Source organism: Streptomyces hainanensis, assembly GCF_004348415.1.
Classification (GTDB): domain Bacteria; phylum Actinomycetota; class Actinomycetes; order Streptomycetales; family Streptomycetaceae; genus Streptomyces; species Streptomyces hainanensis.
Genome location: NZ_SMKI01000159.1, coordinates 1 through 15,193, shown reverse-complemented (window position 1 = coordinate 15,193; position 15,193 = coordinate 1). Strand labels below are relative to the sequence as shown.

The following is a 15,193-nucleotide window of genomic DNA, read 5'->3' as shown; positions in this document are numbered from 1 at the left end:
CTCCAGGGGGGTGGACCGGCGCGTCCCACCCTTACGCACCTTTGGTGCCGATAAGCATGGTTCCATGGCCGTGCTGGTCCTCGCTCACCTCGTGCTCGCGCTCTGTGCCGCGCCGCTCATCCGGCGGGTCGGGACGGTGGGTTTCGCCGTGCTCGCGCTGCCGCCCGCGGGGGCGCTCGGGTGGGCGCTGTGCCAGTGGGGCACGGCCGCCGGTGGCGGGGCGCGGGTCGAGGTGTGGCCGTGGATCGCCACCTACGACGTCGCCCTCGCTTTCCGGCTGGACGCGCTGGCGCTCACGATGGTGCTGCTCGTCGGCGGGATCGGGGCGCTGGTGCTGTTGTACTGCGCGCGCTATTTCGAGGCCGGGACAGGGCGGTTGGGAGCGTTCGGGGGCAACCTGCTCGCCTTCGCCGGGGCGATGCTGGGGCTTGTTCTCGCCGACGACCTGATCGTCCTCTACCTGTTCTGGGAGCTGACGACGGTCCTGTCGTTCCTGCTGATCGGGTACGACAGCGAGAAACGCGACAGCCGGCGTGCGGCGTTGCAGGCGCTGACGGTGACCGCGGCGGGCGGGCTCGCCACGTTCGTCGGGTTCCTCATGCTGGGCAACGCCGCCGGTACGTACCGCATCTCGCGGATCCTGGACGCGCCGCCCGCCCACAGCGGTGTGCTCGGCACCGCGCTGGTGCTGGTCCTCGTCGGGGCGTTCGCCAAGTCCGCGGTGTGGCCGCTGAGTCTGTGGCTGCCCAACGCCATGGCCGCGCCCACCCCCGTCAGCGCGTACCTGCACGCCGCCGCCATGGTGAAGGCCGGGGTGTACCTGGTGGCCCGCCTCGCCCCCGGCTTCGCCGAGGCCGTGCCGTGGCAGTTGCTGGTGCTGACACTGGGCACCGCCACCATGCTGCTGGGCGGGTGGCGCGCGCTGCGGTTGAACGATCTCAAGCTGCTGCTCGCCTATGGCACCGTCAGCCAACTGGGGTTGCTCGTCGTGCTCGTCGGCGCGGGTTTCTACGGCGCCGCGCTCGCGGGCATCGCGATGATCCTGGCACACGGGCTGTTCAAGGCCGCGCTGTTCCTGGTCACCGGGATCGTCGACCGCGCGGCCGGGACCCGGGATCTGCGGCGCCTGTCCGGAGTGGGCCGGCGGCTGCCCTGGGTGTGCGCCACCGCCGTGGTGGCCGGCGCCTCGATGGCGGCGCTGCCCCCGCTGCTCGGATTCGCCGCGAAGGAGGCGGCCTTCGACGCCCTGCTGCACGGCAGCGCCGCCCAGCGCGTGGTCCTCGTCTGCGTCGTGGCCGGATCCGCGTTGACCACCGCCTACACGCTGCGCTTCCTGTGGGGCGCCTTCGCCCGCAAGCCCGGCCTCTCCGACACGCACGTGCGCCCCGTGACCGCCGCCTTCCTCGCACCGCCCGCCCTGCTCTCCGCCGCCAGCCTGGTGCTCGGCCCCGGCATCGGCTGGACGGCCGGACTCTTCGAGGCGTACGCCGCGCGGTACCCCGTGCCCGCACACCCCTACCACCTCGCGCTGTGGCACGGCTTCGGCGCGGCGCTCGGCCTGTCCGTCCTCGCCTGGGCGGGCGGGGCCGCGCTGTTCGTGCTGCGGACACCCGCCGCGACGCTGGGCCGGCGGTGGGCCTGGCCCGCCGCGGACGAGGTCTACGGCCGCTGCGTCCTGGGCCTGGAGCGCACCGCGCTGAAGGTGACCGGCGCGGTGCAGAAAGGATCACTGCCCGCCTACGTCGCCACCGTCCTGGCCGTCATGCTCACCGGGCTGCTGGCCGTACTCGCCACCCAGCACCCCTGGCGCGGCGCGCCGGGACCGCGCGGGTGGGACTCCCCCTGGCAAGCCGCGGTCGCCGCCCTGACCTGCGCCTGCGCCCTCATGTGCCTGGTCGTGAGGCGGCGCATGAAGGCCGCCGTCCTCGCCGGCCTCACCGGCTACGGCACCGCCCTGCTCTACGTCGTCCACGGCGCCCCCGACCTGGCACTCACCCAGTTCGGCGTCGAGACCGTCGCCACCGTGATCCTCGTCCTCGTCCTGCGCGGACTGCCCGTCCACTTCGAGGAAACGATGCCCAACTCCCGCCGCGTGGCCAGCTGGATCCTCGGACTCAGCAGCGGAGCCGCCGTCGCCTGCGCCGTATGGCTGGCCGCCGCCGCCCGCGACGAACCCTCCGCCGGCGCCGCCCTCACCGAGGAGACCGCCCACCACGGCCTCAAGGACGTCGTGGCCGCCATCCTGGTCGACTTCCGCGCCTGGGACACCATGGGCGAATCCGCCGTCCTGGCCGTCGCCGTCCTCGGGGTGACCAGCCTGCTCTACGTGCACCGCCGCCAGGGACCCGCCACCGGCATCCCACCGCCCCTGCCCGAAGGCATCACCGCCTGGTCACTGGCCGGCCCCGCGCCGCAGCCTCCCGGCCACCACGGCCAGGGCGCCCCCGAACGCGGCTGGCTCGCCGCCGGCGACACCCTGGCCCCCGAACACCGCTCCGTCGTCTTCGAGGTGATCGCCCGCCTGGTCTTCCACCCCATCCTCATCCTGTCCGTCTACCTCCTGCTGTGCGCGGAGAACCTGCCAGGTGGCGGCTTCGTCGGCGGTCTCGTCGCGGGCGTCGCCCTGGTGATCCGCTACCTGGCCGGCGGACGCCACGAACTGGCCACCGCCGCACCCGTCCACCCCGGCTTCTTCACCGGCATCGGACTCACCGTGATCACCGGAATCGCCCTCGCCGGACTCGTCGACGGCACCGTCCTGCACGTCTGGACCTGGCACGGCCACCTGCCCGGCATCGGCGACTTCCACGCCGGAACCGCCGTCCTTTTCGACCTCGGTGTCTACCTCCTGGTGCTGGGCGCGGTCCTCGACGCCGTACGCGCCCTGGGGTCGAGAATCGACCAGAACACGGAACACGCCGCACGACTCGCCCTGCGCGGAGAGGCGGCCCCATGACCGTCAGCGCGACCCTGCTCGCCTGCGCCGTCGTACTGACCTCGGCCGGCGTCGTCCTCATCCACACCCGTGCCCTCACGCGCGTCCTCATCGGCATCATCGTGTGCGGCAACGGCATCAACCTCTTCGTCCTCGCCGCCACCGGACGGGCCGGAGTCCCCCCACTGCTCTACCCCGGTGTGTCCCACGCCCGCGTCACCGACCCCCTTCCCCAGGCCATCATCCTCACCGCCGTCGTCATCTCCCTCGCCACCACCGCGTTCACCCTCGCCATCGCCTACCGCAGCGGCCAACTCACCGGATCCGACTTCGTCCCCGACGACACCGAGGACCACCGCGTCCTCCAACGCACCCTCCACACCCGACGACCCCGGCCGAACCCCCACGCCCGCGACCGCACCACCGACGACAGCCTCTGGAACGACATCCTCGGCACCGACCCCCCACCCCCCCGACAAGACGACGACACCGCATGAACGCCCTGGTCCCCCTGCCCGTCATCCTCCCGCTCACCGCGACCGGACTCAGCCTCTTCATCGGCCCCCACCTCCGCTCGCTCCACCGCCTCATCAGCATCACCGTGCTCGCTGCCGTGCTCGCCGTGGACGTCATCCTGCTGTTCGAGGCGGACCGCGCCGGCCCGCTCACCGTCCACCTCGGCGACTTCGCCCCGCCGCTCGGGGTCACCCTCGTCGCCGACCGGCTGTCCGCCCTGATGCTCACCGTGTCCGGCGCGGTCACCCTGATCGTCCTCGTCTACGCCCTGGGCCAGGACATGGCCGACCGCGAGGACCGCGCGCCGCTCCCCGTCTTCCACCCCGCCTACCTGGTGCTCGTCGCCGGGGTCTCCTGCACGTTCCTCGCGGGCGACCTCGTCAACCTGTACGTCGGCTTCGAGATCATGCTGATGGCGAGCTTCGTGCTGCTCACGGTCGGTGGCACCGAGCCGCGCCTACGTGCCGGATCGACGTACACGGTCGTCTCGCTCGTGTCCTCGCTGGTGTTCCTGGCGGCGATCGCCGTCGCCTACGCGGCCGCGGGCACCGTCAACTTCGCGCAGTTGTCCGTCCGACTGGCCGAGGTCCCGGGCGGTGTGCGGATGCTGATCGAGGTGCTGCTGCTCACCGTCTTCGGCGTCAAGGCCGCCGTCTTCCCCGTCGCCGCGTGGCTGCCCGACTCGTATCCGACCGCGCCGGCGCCGATCACCGCCGTCTTCGCCGGACTCCTGACCAAGGTCGGGGTGTACTCGATGATCCGCGCCGAGACGCTGCTGTTCCCGGGAAACCACCTGTCACGGGTGCTCATGGCGATCGCGTTCGCGTCGATGCTGGTCGGCATCCTGGGCGCGGTCGCCCAGACCGACCTCAAGCGGTTGCTGTCGTTCACGCTGGTCAGCCACATCGGCTTCATGCTGTACGGACTCGCGCTCGGCAGTCGGGACGGCATCGGCGGCGCCATCGTCTACACCGCACACCACATCACCGTGCAGACGACGTTGTTCCTGGCCGCCGGGTTGCTGGAGAAGCGGTACGGAACGACGGAGCTGACCCGGCTGGGCGGCGCCGCGCGCACCGCTCCGCTACTGGCGGTGCTGTGGTTCGTACCCGCCATGAACCTCGCGGGGATCCCACCGCTGTCGGGCTTCATCGGCAAGCTCGGGCTCATGCGCGCGGGCGCGGCCGAGGGCGGGACCTACGCGTACGTCCTGCTCGGTGCGGTGGCCGTCACCAGCGTGCTCACGCTGTATGTGATGGCCAAGGTGTGGAACCTCGCCTTCTGGCGTGCCGAACCCGCCCCGCTGCCCGCGGAGGGAGTGGTGCTGGAGGACACCGACGAGGACGCGGAGGCGCCGGCCGTTCCCCCCGGGCGGGCCGGCCGCGGCGCGACACCCGCCGGCGCCTGCGTCCGCACCACCGTCCGCATCCCCCGCGTCATGACCAGCGCGACAGCGGGCGCCGTGGCACTGGGACTCGCCTACACGGTGCTCGCCACACCGCTGACCGGTGTGGCCGACCGGTCGGCCACCGAACTCCTCGCCCGCACGCCCTACATCGAGGCGGTGCTCAACCCGTGACCCCCCCTGCCCCGAAGGTCCCCCGCGGGCGGCGCCTGGACGTGCCGTTGATCGCCTGGCTCACCGTGATCTGGATGCTGCTGTGGTCGGGGCCCACCTGGGGCAACCTCGTCAGCGGGGTGCTCGTCTCCGTCGTGCTGTGCCTCGTCTTCCCGCTGCCGGCCGTCGAACTGGCCCTGCGGCTGCGGCCCATCGGGATTCTCCGGCTGGCCGGATACCTCCTCTACGACATGGTGGCCTCCAGCATCACGGTGACGCTGCGGTCCCTCGGCGGGACCCGGCGGCCGCGCCCGGCCGCGGTGATCGCGGTGCCGCTGCGCTGCCGCACCGACCTGATGATCGCGGCGACCGCCGTCTCCGTCTCCTGCGTGCCGGGCGGCGCCCTGGTCGAGGTGAACGGCGCCACCGCGACGCTGTTCCTGCACGTCTCCGACGCCGATGCCCCCGGGAAGGTGGAGCGGACCCGCCGCGATGTGTGGCGGCTGGAAGCTCTGGCCGTACGGGCCTTCGGTACGCGCGCCGAGATCGACCGGATCGGCGCGGACCCCGCACGAGAGGAGCCCGGTCGTGACCGAGGCGAGTGACATCCTGCTCAACGCCGCCCTGGGCGTGGTCCTGCTGGCCGGCGCGTTGCTGCTGATCCGCGTCTGGCGCGGGCCCTCGATGCTCGATCGGGCCATCTCGATCGACGTGATGGCGGCCCTGATCGTCGCCGGGATCGGGGTGCACGCGGCGGCCACCCGTACCCGCTACTACCTGTCGATCATGCTGGTGATCGCGTTTCTGGGCTTCACCAGCTCGGTCGGCATCGCCCGCTTCATCGCGGTGCGCGACCGCCCGAACCCCAAGGCGCACCCGTGAACACCTGGCACGAAGTGGCCGACCTCATCGGCTCGTTGCTGCTGCTGTCCGGCGCCCTGGTCGCCCTGTCGGGCGTCATCGGACTGCTGCGGCTGCCGGACGTCCTCACCCGTTCCAGTGCCGCGACCAACCCCCAGACGCTGGGCATTCTGCTGCTCACGGCCGGGGTGGCGCTGCGGCTGCGGTCGTGGGTCGACGTGGGCACGCTCGCACTGGTGGTCTTCTTCCAGTTGCTGACCAGCCCGGTCGCCGCCCACCTGGTGGCCCGGGTCGCCCACCGCACCGGGCAGACGGGAGCCGGCCCGCTGCTGCGCGACGACCTGGCCGGGCAGGGGCGACAAGCCACCGGCGGCGAGGGGCCGGAGCCGGACGGATCCGGGACCGGGTGATCGGGCCAAGCGGACGTCGCGTTGTCCGTCAGGCGCGGGCCCGGCTCCGCCCCGGAAGGGACGGGGCGGTGCCGGGGCCGCCGGTTCGGTGGCGGGGTCTGCCCGGTCAGGACATGTACAGCGATTCCAGCCTGGTGACCTGGCCCTCTCCGTCGAAGCTCAGGTCGTAGCCGAAACCTTCCCGGGTCTCGGCCGAGTGGGCCGTCAGCCGGCTGACGAAGGCGTCCTGGGAGTACGACTCGGCCTGGGACTCGTCGCCGAGCGGGACCGCCAGGAGCATCTGGGCGTCCTCGGCCACCGCGACCGTGGTGTAGGGACCCTCGGTCGGGACGATCACCCACGCCTCCAGCGGCTCGGTGAGCGCGTCCTTCTCGGCGGGCCGCACCGACAGGTAGGTCTGGCCGCCGCTGGTCCAGGCGTCCTCGATCTGCACGAACTGCCTGGTGCCGGCCCAGGCGGCACCGTCCGCCGCCGCCTCGTCGTCCGCGGCTGCCTCGTCGCCGTCCGCGGCCGGGGCCGTGTCCTCGCCCTGCTCCTGCTCCTGGTCCTGCTCCTGGTCCTGGTCCTCGTCCTCGGCGGAGGCCGCGGCGTCCTCGTCGGCCGCGGCGGAGGACGACGCCGACGTCGCCGGTTCGGTGGCGTCCGCCTCGTTGTCGCTGCCGCCGCCGCACCCGGTCAGGGCGACGGTGCTGATGGCAAGGGCGGTGAGCCAGCGCAGGGCGGCCCGGCGGCGTGAGACAGACATGGTTGACGTTCCTCCTGGAACAGGTGCGATCTGGATTTCACGCTCTCTACGCGCCACCCCACCCGTCGGGTTGCACCTCGATCCGAAAATTCCCGCGCCGTTTCGCGGGACTCACTCGGCGAGCCAGAACGCCTCCCGCAGCGACCCCACCCGGCCCTCACCGTCGTAGTCGATGGCGAACACCCACCGCGGCCCGCCGGCCAGTTGGTCCACCAGCTCGCCCAGCTCCAGGTCCGCCGGTTCCCCGCCGGCCAACTGCCGGGCCTCCACCAGCGTCCTCCGCGGCAGCGTCAGCGTGTGCACCACCCCGGTGGCGGTCGGCGCGCCCTCCCCGGCCCGGAGCTGCTCGACGGTGATCCGCACCGCGTCCCCCTCCACCACCGCGCCGTGGACGTAGCCCAGTTCGCTGGCGTACTCCTGCCCCGGAGCGGGCGTCGGCCGCACGAACATCGAGGGGGTCGGTGTCGGGTCGGTGGCCGGCGGCTCCGGCCCCCGGTCGGTCCCGGCCAGCGACAGACCCCCCAGGGCCAGCGCCGCGACCAGCAGCGCGCCACCGCCCGCCCGCGCCGCCCGCCTGCGGCGCCGGCGCCGCTCACCGTGCGCCCGGATCCGCTCGGCGCCCAGCGGCACCGCGCGCAGCCGGCCCGACTCGGCGAGGTCGGCGAGGTGGTCCTGCAACTCGGTCTGGTCAGCCATGGCGTGCCTCCGGCCGTTCGGTCGCCCGCGGGTCCAGCTCGGTGTCGGCCAACAGCCGCGCCAGCGCGGCACGTCCCCGGCTCAGCTGGGATTTGACCGTGCCGACGGGGCAGTCGGTTTCGGTGGCCACCTGCTCGACCGTGAGGTCGCACAGATGGTGGAGCACCACCGCCCGGCGGTGCGCCTCGGGTATCTGCCGCAGCGCCTGGACCAGCAGCACATGGTGCGGTTCCGGCGGCGGCACCGCGGCGGGCGGGCCCTGCCGCCGGGCGAAGGCGAGCGCGCTGCGCACCCGCCGCCACCGGCTGACCGCCAGCCGCCAGGCCACCGTGCGTACCCACGCCTCGGGAGCGCCGTCCAGGTCCAGGTCGGTCCGGCGTTCCCAGGCCCGGATGAAGGCTTCCTGGACCACGTCCTGCGCCTCGGCGAGGTCGCCCGTCATCGCGTACAGCTGACCGATGAGCCGGCCGACGCTCGCGGTGTAGAACGCGTCGAAGGCGTTCTGGTCCACACCCTGGACCGGTGACTTGTCTGGTGCTCGCATACCTCTCCCATCGGGCTGCACTGTGCCACCTGGCTCCCCGCGCGACAAGAAACCGGCGGCCGCCGGCACCCCCGGCCCGGCCGAAGGCCGTTCGACAACTGCCCGACCCTCGCGGCCGGTGCGCGTCCTCGCAGACGTGGCGCACGCCGACCGACGACCCACCGGAACGGTCCGGGCTGCCGACGGCCCCGCCCGCCGGGACCCGACCGCCGTCGACGCCCGTGTGACCTGGGCATACAGTACGATTCCGCGGGGGTGGGCGCGGAACGCCGACACCTCCCCGAGCATCAGGCCGAGGGCGAGAGGGAGTGTGCGATGCCCGCCGAAGCGCCGGCTCCTTCGATTCGCCGCCCGAGGATGACTCCCGAGCGCGAACTCGAGCTGTTGACCACCACCATCGAGGTGCTTCGGGAGGTCGGTTACGACGCGCTGACGATGGACGCGGTGGCGGCGCGTGCCCGGTGCAGCAAGGCGACGTTGTACCGGCAGTGGCAGGGCAAGCCGCGCCTGGTGGCCGCGGCGCTGTACGCCACGCGCCCCGTGGACGCGGGCGCGATCGACACCGGCACGCTGCGCGGCGATCTGCTGGCCTTCGCCGGGACGTTGGCGGACCAGGCGGAGAAGGACACCCCGCTCATCGCCGGGCTCGCCCACGCGACGCTCGCCGATCCCGATCTGGCCCGGGCGCTCAGGGAGACGCTGATCGAGCCGGAGAGCGAGCATCTGGCCTCCTTCGTCCACCGCGCCGTCGCGCGCGGTGAGTTGCCCGACCGTTCGGCCGCCGTCGCGTTCCTGCCGCAGCTGCTCTTCGCCGCGCTGATCACCCGCCCCCTGTTCGAGGGCGCCTACGTGGACGCCGACTACCTGGTCGGCTTCATCGACAGCGCCGTCCTGCCCGCCCTGCGGAACAGCTGACGGCCACCGCGACGAGCCGGATCACGCCGGGGGACGGCGTACGCGGCGGCGTGCGGGGCGAACGTCCTGCCCCGGTCGAGGCCGAAGCGGCGGTCGGCCCACAGGACCAGGGCGACGACGCCGAGACGCCGCAGCGACTCGCACAGGAACGCCGGGTGGTAGGTGGCCAGTTCGGGAGTGCCCCAGCGCCCGACGGCCTGGCCGAGGGCGATGCCGAGGATCGGCAGCAGGGAGTAGCCGCGCAGCGGCAGTGGTGCGCGGTGCGTGCTCCAAAATCCGGCGTGATCAGGGGATTTGTCAGTGCTCGGCGGTAAACTTGAAGCAGTGTTCGAGAGAGTCCGCCGGAGTGATCCGGCGCTCTCGACAGCGACAGGAGGACCCCTGTGATGGCTGCCGCACTCACTTCGACGCCCGTGCTGTTCGACCTTCCGTACGCCCCGCTCGCGAAGGCGCCGCTGCCCGCCGGGCAGCCTCGTGAGTGGTACATCGCGCACAACCGCCGGCTCAAGGCCATGCGTCTGGCCATCGCCCTGCTCGACTCCGGCGTTCGCACCCCGCTTCAGGCACGTGACCGCGTCATACGGGACACCGCGGCGCTCATCGGCATCCACCCGCCGTCCGCCACCACCTGCCACATGGTGCGGGCCCTGATGAGCTACACGCGCTGACGGGCCTGGCCGGGGCGGGCGGCGACTGAACCCTGACCGCCAGTCGGCCCCCGCCGCGCTCCGCGGCGGGGGCCGAGTGCGCGCCGCACGTCGTCGATGGCAACGCGGCCGCACACGTACGAGTCGACCATGTACGCCCGGGCCGAGTCGTCGACCAGGAAGGTGTCCCGGCCGCCGGCGACGCCGGCACGGCGCCCGTGCTCGCGCACCCCGAGTGACCCACGCCACTGACCGATCGGTCAAAGCTGTCCGATCGGTCAGTTACTGTGGAACGCATGGCACGCCCCCGGGCCGCGCTCCGCGGTCAGATCCTGAACTCGGCGCTGCGGCTGTTCGCCGCCCACGGGTTCCGGGCCACCTCGCTCCAGGACATCGCCTCCGACGCCGGCTGCTCGAAGGCGTCGCTGCTCTACCACTTCGCGAACAAGGACGCGATCCTCACCGAGCTGCTCGCCCCCCTCAGGCGGCGCGGCTCCGAGCTGCGGGCCGAGCTGGCGCCGCTGACCGGCGAGCCCCTGGTGCGGGCGGCCGTCACCGGCTTCGTCGACATGGCGCTCGCCTTCCGGTACGAGCTCACCGTCCTCTTCCACGACCTGCCGGGCACCACCGGCCACCTCGCGGCCGACCCCGACCACGATCTGCCGTTGATCGCCTCCCTGGCCGGCCGCTCCGACGACCCGCGCGACCGGGCCGCTGCCTGGCTGGTGCTCGGCGGCGTGGCCATCTCGGCGTACGCCGCCCCGACGACGGACGCGGTGCTGCGCGAGGAACTGATCCGCGCCGCGCTGCGGGCACTGGGCCACGACCCCGACCGCCCGCCGTCGTCCTGACCCCGATCAGCGAGAGAGAGACCAGACACCACCATGGCATCCCTGCTGTACCGGCTCGGCCGGTTCTCCTTCCGCCGGCGACGGCGCGTGATCGCGCTGTGGCTGTTGCTGCTGGCGCTGCTCGGCGGTTCGGCTGCCGCGTTCATGGGCGAGACCACGGACGAGTTCTCCATGCCGGGCACCGAGTCGCAACGCGCCATGGACGCCCTGCGGAACGACTTCCCGCAGGCCACCGGCGCGTCCGGCACCATCGTGGTGGCCGCCCCTGAAGGGCAGCGGCTCGACCAGGCCGAGACGGCCCCGCTCGTCCAGGAGGCGGGCACCGTCCCCGGCGTGCTCGGCGCGGTGGACCCGTTCACCAGCGGCGCGGTCTCCGAGGACGGCCGGTACGCCCTGATCAGCGTTCAGTTCGACGCGCCTGTCGAGGACCTGACCGGCGAACAGTCCGAGGCGTTCCAGGAGGTCGGCGCCGACGCCGGCGACCTGCGGGTCGAGCACGGCGGCGAGGCCGTCACCGCCGGCGAGAGCCACGGGGTCAGCGCCACCGAGGCGATCGGTGTCGCGGTGGCCGCGGTCGTGCTGGTCGTCACCTTCGGCTCGCTGGTGGCCGCCGGCATGACGCTGGCCATCGCGCTGGTCGGCGTCGGCGCCGGCATGGCCGGCCTCTTCGCCCTCAGCGGCGCCGTCGAACTGACCGGCACCGCGCCCGTCCTGGCCCTGATGCTGGGCCTGGCCGTCGGCATCGACTACTCGCTCTTCATCATCTCCCGCTACCGGCAGTTCCTCGCCGACGGCATGGCGGCCGAGGAGGCCGTGGGCCGGGCCACCGGCACCGCCGGCTCGGCCGTGGTGTTCGCCGGTGCCACCGTCGTCATCGCGCTGAGCGGACTCGCGGTCGTCGGCATACCCTTCCTGACCGTCATGGGACTGGCCGCCGCGGCGACCGTCGCCGTGGCCGTCGTCGTCGCCCTCACCCTGCTCCCCGCCGCCCTCGGCGTGGTGGGCGACCGGGTGCTCTCCCGCGGGCAGCGCGCCGAGCGGTCCGACGCCGCGACCGCCCCCGCCGAGCAGGACACGCGCCAGGACACGCGCCAGGACACGCGCCAGGACACGCGGCAGGACACGCGGCAGGAGACACGGCAGGAGACACGGCAGGGTGCCGGCTTCCGCTGGGGAACGCTGGTCACCCGGCTGCGCGTGCCGGTCCTGCTGGCCGGCATCGTCGGCGTCGGGCTGCTCAGCCTGCCCGTGCTCGACATGCGGCTCGCCCTGCCCGACGCCTCGACCAAGCCCCTCAGCTCACCGGAGCGTCAGGCGTACGACCTCACCGCGGAGGGCTTCGGCCCCGGCTACAACGGCCCCCTGATCGCCGTCGTCACCGCCGACACCCCCGAGGCGGCCCACCGCGCCGCCACCGAGGCCCAGGGCATCATCGACGCGACCGAGGGCGTCGCGGCCGTCACCCCGCCGCAGCCCAACGAGCAGGGCACCACCGTCCTGTTGAGCGTCACCCCCACCACCGGCCCCACGGAGGCGGGCACCGAGGACCTCGTCCACACCCTCCGCGACGAGGTCCGCGACCTCGACGGCGCCGAGCTCGCCCTCACCGGCGCCACCGCCGTCGGCATCGACGTCTCGGAGAAGCTGGCCGACGCACTCCCCGTCTACCTGCTGCTGGTCGTCGGCCTGTCCGTCCTGCTGCTCATGGTCGTCTTCCGCTCCGTGCTGGTCCCGGTGAAGGCCGCCCTCGGGTTCCTGCTCACCGTGGGCGGGACGTTCGGCATCACCGTCGCCGTCTTCCAACAGGGCCACTTCGCCGACCTCATCGGCCTGGAGACCACCGGGCCGCTGGTCAGCTTCCTGCCGATCCTGCTGATCGGCATCCTCTTCGGACTGGCCATGGACTACGAGGTGTTCCTCGTCTCCCGCATGCGCGAGGACCACGTCCACGGCGCCGCGCCCCGCCAGGCCACCATCGCCGGCCTCGGCCACAACGCCCGCGTCGTCACGGCCGCCGCCGTCATCATGATCGCCGTCTTCGCCGGCTTCATGCTCACCGACGACCCGATCATCAAGTCCATCGGCTTCGCCCTGGCCATGGGCGTCTTCATCGACGCCTTCGTCGTCCGTATGACACTCGTCCCGGCCGCGATGTCCCTCCTCGGCCACGCCGCCTGGTGGCTTCCCCGCCCCCTCGACCGCCTCCTGCCCAACCTCGACATCGAAGGCGAACAACTCCAACGACGCCTCGACCCCACGGAGCACGAACCCGAGAAGCAACCCACCACCGTCTGACCCACGGGGCGCCGACCGGCCGGGCGGCCCTGGCCCGCCCGGCCCTCGTAGCGTCGCCGTATGACGACTGTGCTCTGCGTCCCCCCGTGGCAGGGTTCGGCGTCGGACCGGGCGCCGCGGCTGGTGGCCGGCGCTCGTCGCACCGCTGAACTCGTTCCCGCCGAGGCGGTGGTGACGGTGCCGGTACGTGACGTCGGCGGGCAGCAGGCCGCCGGGATCCGGGCGCTCGCCGTTCCGGTGGAGAACCAGCGGCTGACGCGGGAGGCACTGGCCGGGATCGAGGACCGGGTGATCATCGCCGGGGAGCGCGCGGGCGATGTGTCCGAGCACGAGTACCTGGCGAGGACGGGTCTGCGCAGGCACGGTGTCGACGACGAGGAGGCGGCGGTCATCCGCCGGCTGGGCGCGGCGTTGGCAGGCTGACAGCCCGAGGCGTCACGACGACGACCCGCCCGGCGGACAGCCCGCTCGGCGGACGGCCCGACTTCAGCCCCTGGTGACAACGGCTCGGGTCGGGCCCTCCGCCCGTGCGTCGGATCGCCACAACCCGGTGAGGTGTGGTCGTCCACGACGTGGGGAGCGGCTACGGCGACAGGATGCCGCCGAACGCGACGCTCTCCACGTGTGGGCCGGTCTCGCCGCCGCAGACGCGCGTGGCGCCGGCGGTGTCGACGCGGCCTTCGTCGTCCGAGACGGCGTTCCAGACGCAGCCGACCCCGGCCTCGCCCGGCGCGCCGACGGTGAGTTCGGCCCGGCCGTCGCCGTCGTGGTCGGCCAGCCGCACGGTCTGGCCGAAGCGGGCGCCGGCCTGGAGGACGTCGTCGCCACCGAAGGAACCCGCGTCGAACCACTGGGCGCCGATCCCGGCCAGGCCGTGGTCCGAGCCGTAGAGGACGACCACCGCCCCCGCGTCCTGCCGCCCGGCGACGTCCTTGCCCGGCACGCCGACCGCCAGATCGACGTATCCGTCCCCGTTGACGTCCCCCGTGCTGAGGGAGGCGCCGAAGGCGTCGCCGTACTCGGCGGCGACCGGCGGGGTCAGGCTGCCCTGATGCAGCCGGTAGCCGCCGCTGGTTGGAGGAACGCCACCCCAGCCCGGTATGACGGTGACATGGCCGCCGACCGGCCAGTTGGTCACGCCGTCGTAGGTGTTGCCCAGGATCAGGTCGCCGTGCCCGTCGAGGTTGACGTCGCCGGCCGCGGCCGCCGTGCCCTCCGGACGCCCGAAGAAGGAGGAGTAGATGGTGGGGACCAGCTGGCCGTCCACCCAGTCGTCCACCCAGACCGAGCCGCCCGGCGAGTTGTCGGACGGCCCGCGCAGCAGGATGCGCTCCGCCTGCGGGTCGTTGTCCACGTGGCCGGTGGCGCCCGGCACGCCAGGCCTGTACTCGGTCAGCACGTCGGCCGGGACGCCGTCGCGGGTGAAGGGCCCCACCAGGAAGTGTGTCGAGCAGGCGGTGCCGACGCTGAGGTCCTGAACGCCGTCGGAGCTCATTCCGTCGGCGAGCAGCGTCAGGCCCCACTGGCAGCCCTCGCCCGGCACCTCGGTGGGCGGCAGGAGCGTGGCCTCGGCGAACCCGTCGGATCCGCCCCAGAGGATGGTGACGGTCCCGGCGTCCGCCACCCCGTCGACCGCCTGACGCGGCGCGCCGACGACCAGGTCCGTCCAGCCGTCGCGGTCCAGGTCGCCGGCGGCGACGCTCTGCCCGAAGGCGGCGCCGTCCGCGGCGCTGCCCGGTACCTCGGGACTGTTCTGGGTCAGCGTCCGACGCGTGCCGTCGGCCAGGCCGGTGGCCGAGCCGTAGAGGACGGTGACGGCGCCGGCGCCGGCGTGACCGTCCACCGAGGCGCCCGGGTCGGCGACGACGAGATCGCCGTAGCCGTCGCCGTTGAAGTCATCGGGCACCGGGACGACGGGCCGCGGCCCCGGATCCGGCGGATCCGCCTGGGCGGGACCGGCCGCCAACGGCGCGAGCCCCAGGACCGGAACAACCATCAGGGCGAGTCTTCGACAGGTGGTGAGATACGGCACCGAGCGATTCCCCTCGCTTCGTGGAGCAAACGTGAACGTTCTGCGAACGTCGCCAACTCTAGCCGTGGGCACCGTCATTGACGTGGTGGTGAGTCGCTCCGGGCGTCATCCGGACCCCGACCCCGTGGGGTCTCAGGTGGCGTGGTTCGCCCGGGTGTAGTTCCTGAGGGAGGCGGGGAGGGGGGCCG

The 15,193-nt window shown here is 73.0% G+C and carries 15 protein-coding genes; 11 read left to right on the top strand and 4 right to left on the bottom strand.

The genetic code is table 11. The features are described 5' to 3' along the window. Nucleotides 1-64: 64 nt before the first annotated feature. The 6 genes from E1283_RS16595 to mnhG are packed head-to-tail and all read left to right on the top strand — an operon-like array spanning nt 65 to nt 6,280. Nucleotides 65-2,956: a Na+/H+ antiporter subunit A gene (locus E1283_RS16595; protein WP_132818827.1), complete on the top strand. Its 2,892-nt coding sequence runs from the start codon at nt 65-67 to the stop codon at nt 2,954-2,956. Then, the gene (locus E1283_RS16590; RefSeq protein WP_132818826.1) at nt 2,953-3,432 is read left to right on the top strand and encodes a Na(+)/H(+) antiporter subunit C; all 480 of its coding nucleotides are present in this window, start codon (nt 2,953-2,955) and stop codon (nt 3,430-3,432) included. The genes E1283_RS16595 and E1283_RS16590 overlap by 4 nt, the downstream gene beginning before the upstream one ends. Further along, nucleotides 3,429-5,030: a Na+/H+ antiporter subunit D gene (locus tag E1283_RS16585; RefSeq protein ID WP_132818825.1), complete on the top strand. Its 1,602-nt coding sequence runs from the start codon at nt 3,429-3,431 to the stop codon at nt 5,028-5,030. The genes E1283_RS16590 and E1283_RS16585 overlap by 4 nt, the downstream gene beginning before the upstream one ends. Then, nucleotides 5,027-5,614, top strand: coding sequence for a Na+/H+ antiporter subunit E (locus E1283_RS16580; protein WP_132818824.1), 588 nt, complete (start codon nt 5,027-5,029; stop codon nt 5,612-5,614). The genes E1283_RS16585 and E1283_RS16580 overlap by 4 nt, the downstream gene beginning before the upstream one ends. Beyond that, the gene (locus tag E1283_RS16575; protein ID WP_243744885.1) at nt 5,598-5,891 is read left to right on the top strand and encodes an MrpF/PhaF family protein; all 294 of its coding nucleotides are present in this window, start codon (nt 5,598-5,600) and stop codon (nt 5,889-5,891) included. The genes E1283_RS16580 and E1283_RS16575 overlap by 17 nt, the downstream gene beginning before the upstream one ends. Then, nucleotides 5,888-6,280: a monovalent cation/H(+) antiporter subunit G gene (mnhG, locus tag E1283_RS16570; RefSeq protein ID WP_132818822.1), complete on the top strand. Its 393-nt coding sequence runs from the start codon at nt 5,888-5,890 to the stop codon at nt 6,278-6,280. The genes E1283_RS16575 and mnhG overlap by 4 nt, the downstream gene beginning before the upstream one ends. 106 nt (nt 6,281-6,386) lie before the next feature. On the opposite strand, the gene E1283_RS16565 is transcribed toward mnhG, so the two are convergent. From E1283_RS16565 to E1283_RS16555, 3 genes are all read right to left on the bottom strand, one after another. Then, nucleotides 6,387-7,025 carry a hypothetical protein gene (locus E1283_RS16565; RefSeq protein ID WP_132818821.1) on the bottom strand — a complete coding sequence of 213 codons (639 nt, stop codon included), beginning with the start codon at nt 7,023-7,025 and terminating at the stop codon, nt 6,387-6,389. A gap of 111 nt (nt 7,026-7,136) precedes the next feature. Continuing rightward, nucleotides 7,137-7,721: a hypothetical protein gene (locus tag E1283_RS16560; RefSeq protein ID WP_132818820.1), complete on the bottom strand. Its 585-nt coding sequence runs from the start codon at nt 7,719-7,721 to the stop codon at nt 7,137-7,139. After that, complete coding sequence (locus tag E1283_RS16555; RefSeq protein WP_132818819.1) at nt 7,714-8,265, bottom strand: SigE family RNA polymerase sigma factor; 552 nt, start codon at nt 8,263-8,265, stop codon at nt 7,714-7,716. Before E1283_RS16555 ends, E1283_RS16560 begins: the two co-directional genes overlap by 8 nt. 357 nt (nt 8,266-8,622) lie before the next feature. Between E1283_RS16555 and E1283_RS16550 the strand changes: the two genes are divergently transcribed. From E1283_RS16550 to E1283_RS16530, 5 genes are all read left to right on the top strand, one after another. Continuing rightward, on the top strand, nt 8,623-9,180 hold the full coding sequence (locus tag E1283_RS16550; RefSeq protein ID WP_243744884.1) for a TetR/AcrR family transcriptional regulator: 558 nt from the start codon (nt 8,623-8,625) through the stop codon (nt 9,178-9,180). Nucleotides 9,181-9,566: 386 nt separating this feature from the next. Beyond that, the gene (locus E1283_RS16545; protein WP_132818817.1) at nt 9,567-9,848 is read left to right on the top strand and encodes a hypothetical protein; all 282 of its coding nucleotides are present in this window, start codon (nt 9,567-9,569) and stop codon (nt 9,846-9,848) included. Nucleotides 9,849-10,123: 275 nt separating this feature from the next. Then, on the top strand, nt 10,124-10,678 hold the full coding sequence (locus E1283_RS16540) for a TetR/AcrR family transcriptional regulator (RefSeq protein ID WP_132818816.1): 555 nt from the start codon (nt 10,124-10,126) through the stop codon (nt 10,676-10,678). Between the two features lie 33 nt (nt 10,679-10,711). Next, nucleotides 10,712-12,973, top strand: coding sequence for an MMPL family transporter (locus tag E1283_RS16535; protein ID WP_132818815.1), 2,262 nt, complete (start codon nt 10,712-10,714; stop codon nt 12,971-12,973). A gap of 60 nt (nt 12,974-13,033) precedes the next feature. After that, complete coding sequence (locus E1283_RS16530) at nt 13,034-13,396, top strand: hypothetical protein (RefSeq protein WP_132818814.1); 363 nt, start codon at nt 13,034-13,036, stop codon at nt 13,394-13,396. A gap of 160 nt (nt 13,397-13,556) precedes the next feature. Here E1283_RS16530 and E1283_RS16525 read toward each other — a convergent pair whose 3' ends face one another. Beyond that, nucleotides 13,557-14,969, bottom strand: a complete 1,413-nt coding sequence (locus tag E1283_RS16525) for an FG-GAP and VCBS repeat-containing protein (RefSeq protein ID WP_165956148.1) — start codon at nt 14,967-14,969, stop codon at nt 13,557-13,559. Between the last annotated feature and the right edge of the window lie 224 nt (nt 14,970-15,193).

Bases quoted from the DNA above. Each gene is read 5' to 3' on its own strand.
- E1283_RS16595 (WP_132818827.1), top strand. From the start codon at position 65: ATGGCCGTGCTGGTCCTCGCTCACCTCGTGCTCGCGCTCTGTGCCGCG.
- E1283_RS16590 (WP_132818826.1), top strand. From the start codon at position 2,953: ATGACCGTCAGCGCGACCCTGCTCGCCTGCGCCGTCGTACTGACCTCG.
- E1283_RS16585 (WP_132818825.1), top strand. From the start codon at position 3,429: ATGAACGCCCTGGTCCCCCTGCCCGTCATCCTCCCGCTCACCGCGACC.
- E1283_RS16565 (WP_132818821.1), bottom strand. From the start codon at position 7,025: ATGTCTGTCTCACGCCGCCGGGCCGCCCTGCGCTGGCTCACCGCCCTT.
- E1283_RS16560 (WP_132818820.1), bottom strand. From the start codon at position 7,721: ATGGCTGACCAGACCGAGTTGCAGGACCACCTCGCCGACCTCGCCGAG.
- E1283_RS16555 (WP_132818819.1), bottom strand. From the start codon at position 8,265: ATGCGAGCACCAGACAAGTCACCGGTCCAGGGTGTGGACCAGAACGCC.
- E1283_RS16550 (WP_243744884.1), top strand. From the start codon at position 8,623: ATGACTCCCGAGCGCGAACTCGAGCTGTTGACCACCACCATCGAGGTG.
- E1283_RS16545 (WP_132818817.1), top strand. From the start codon at position 9,567: ATGGCTGCCGCACTCACTTCGACGCCCGTGCTGTTCGACCTTCCGTAC.
- E1283_RS16540 (WP_132818816.1), top strand. From the start codon at position 10,124: ATGGCACGCCCCCGGGCCGCGCTCCGCGGTCAGATCCTGAACTCGGCG.
- E1283_RS16535 (WP_132818815.1), top strand. From the start codon at position 10,712: ATGGCATCCCTGCTGTACCGGCTCGGCCGGTTCTCCTTCCGCCGGCGA.
- E1283_RS16530 (WP_132818814.1), top strand. From the start codon at position 13,034: ATGACGACTGTGCTCTGCGTCCCCCCGTGGCAGGGTTCGGCGTCGGAC.
- E1283_RS16525 (WP_165956148.1), bottom strand. From the start codon at position 14,969: ATGGTTGTTCCGGTCCTGGGGCTCGCGCCGTTGGCGGCCGGTCCCGCC.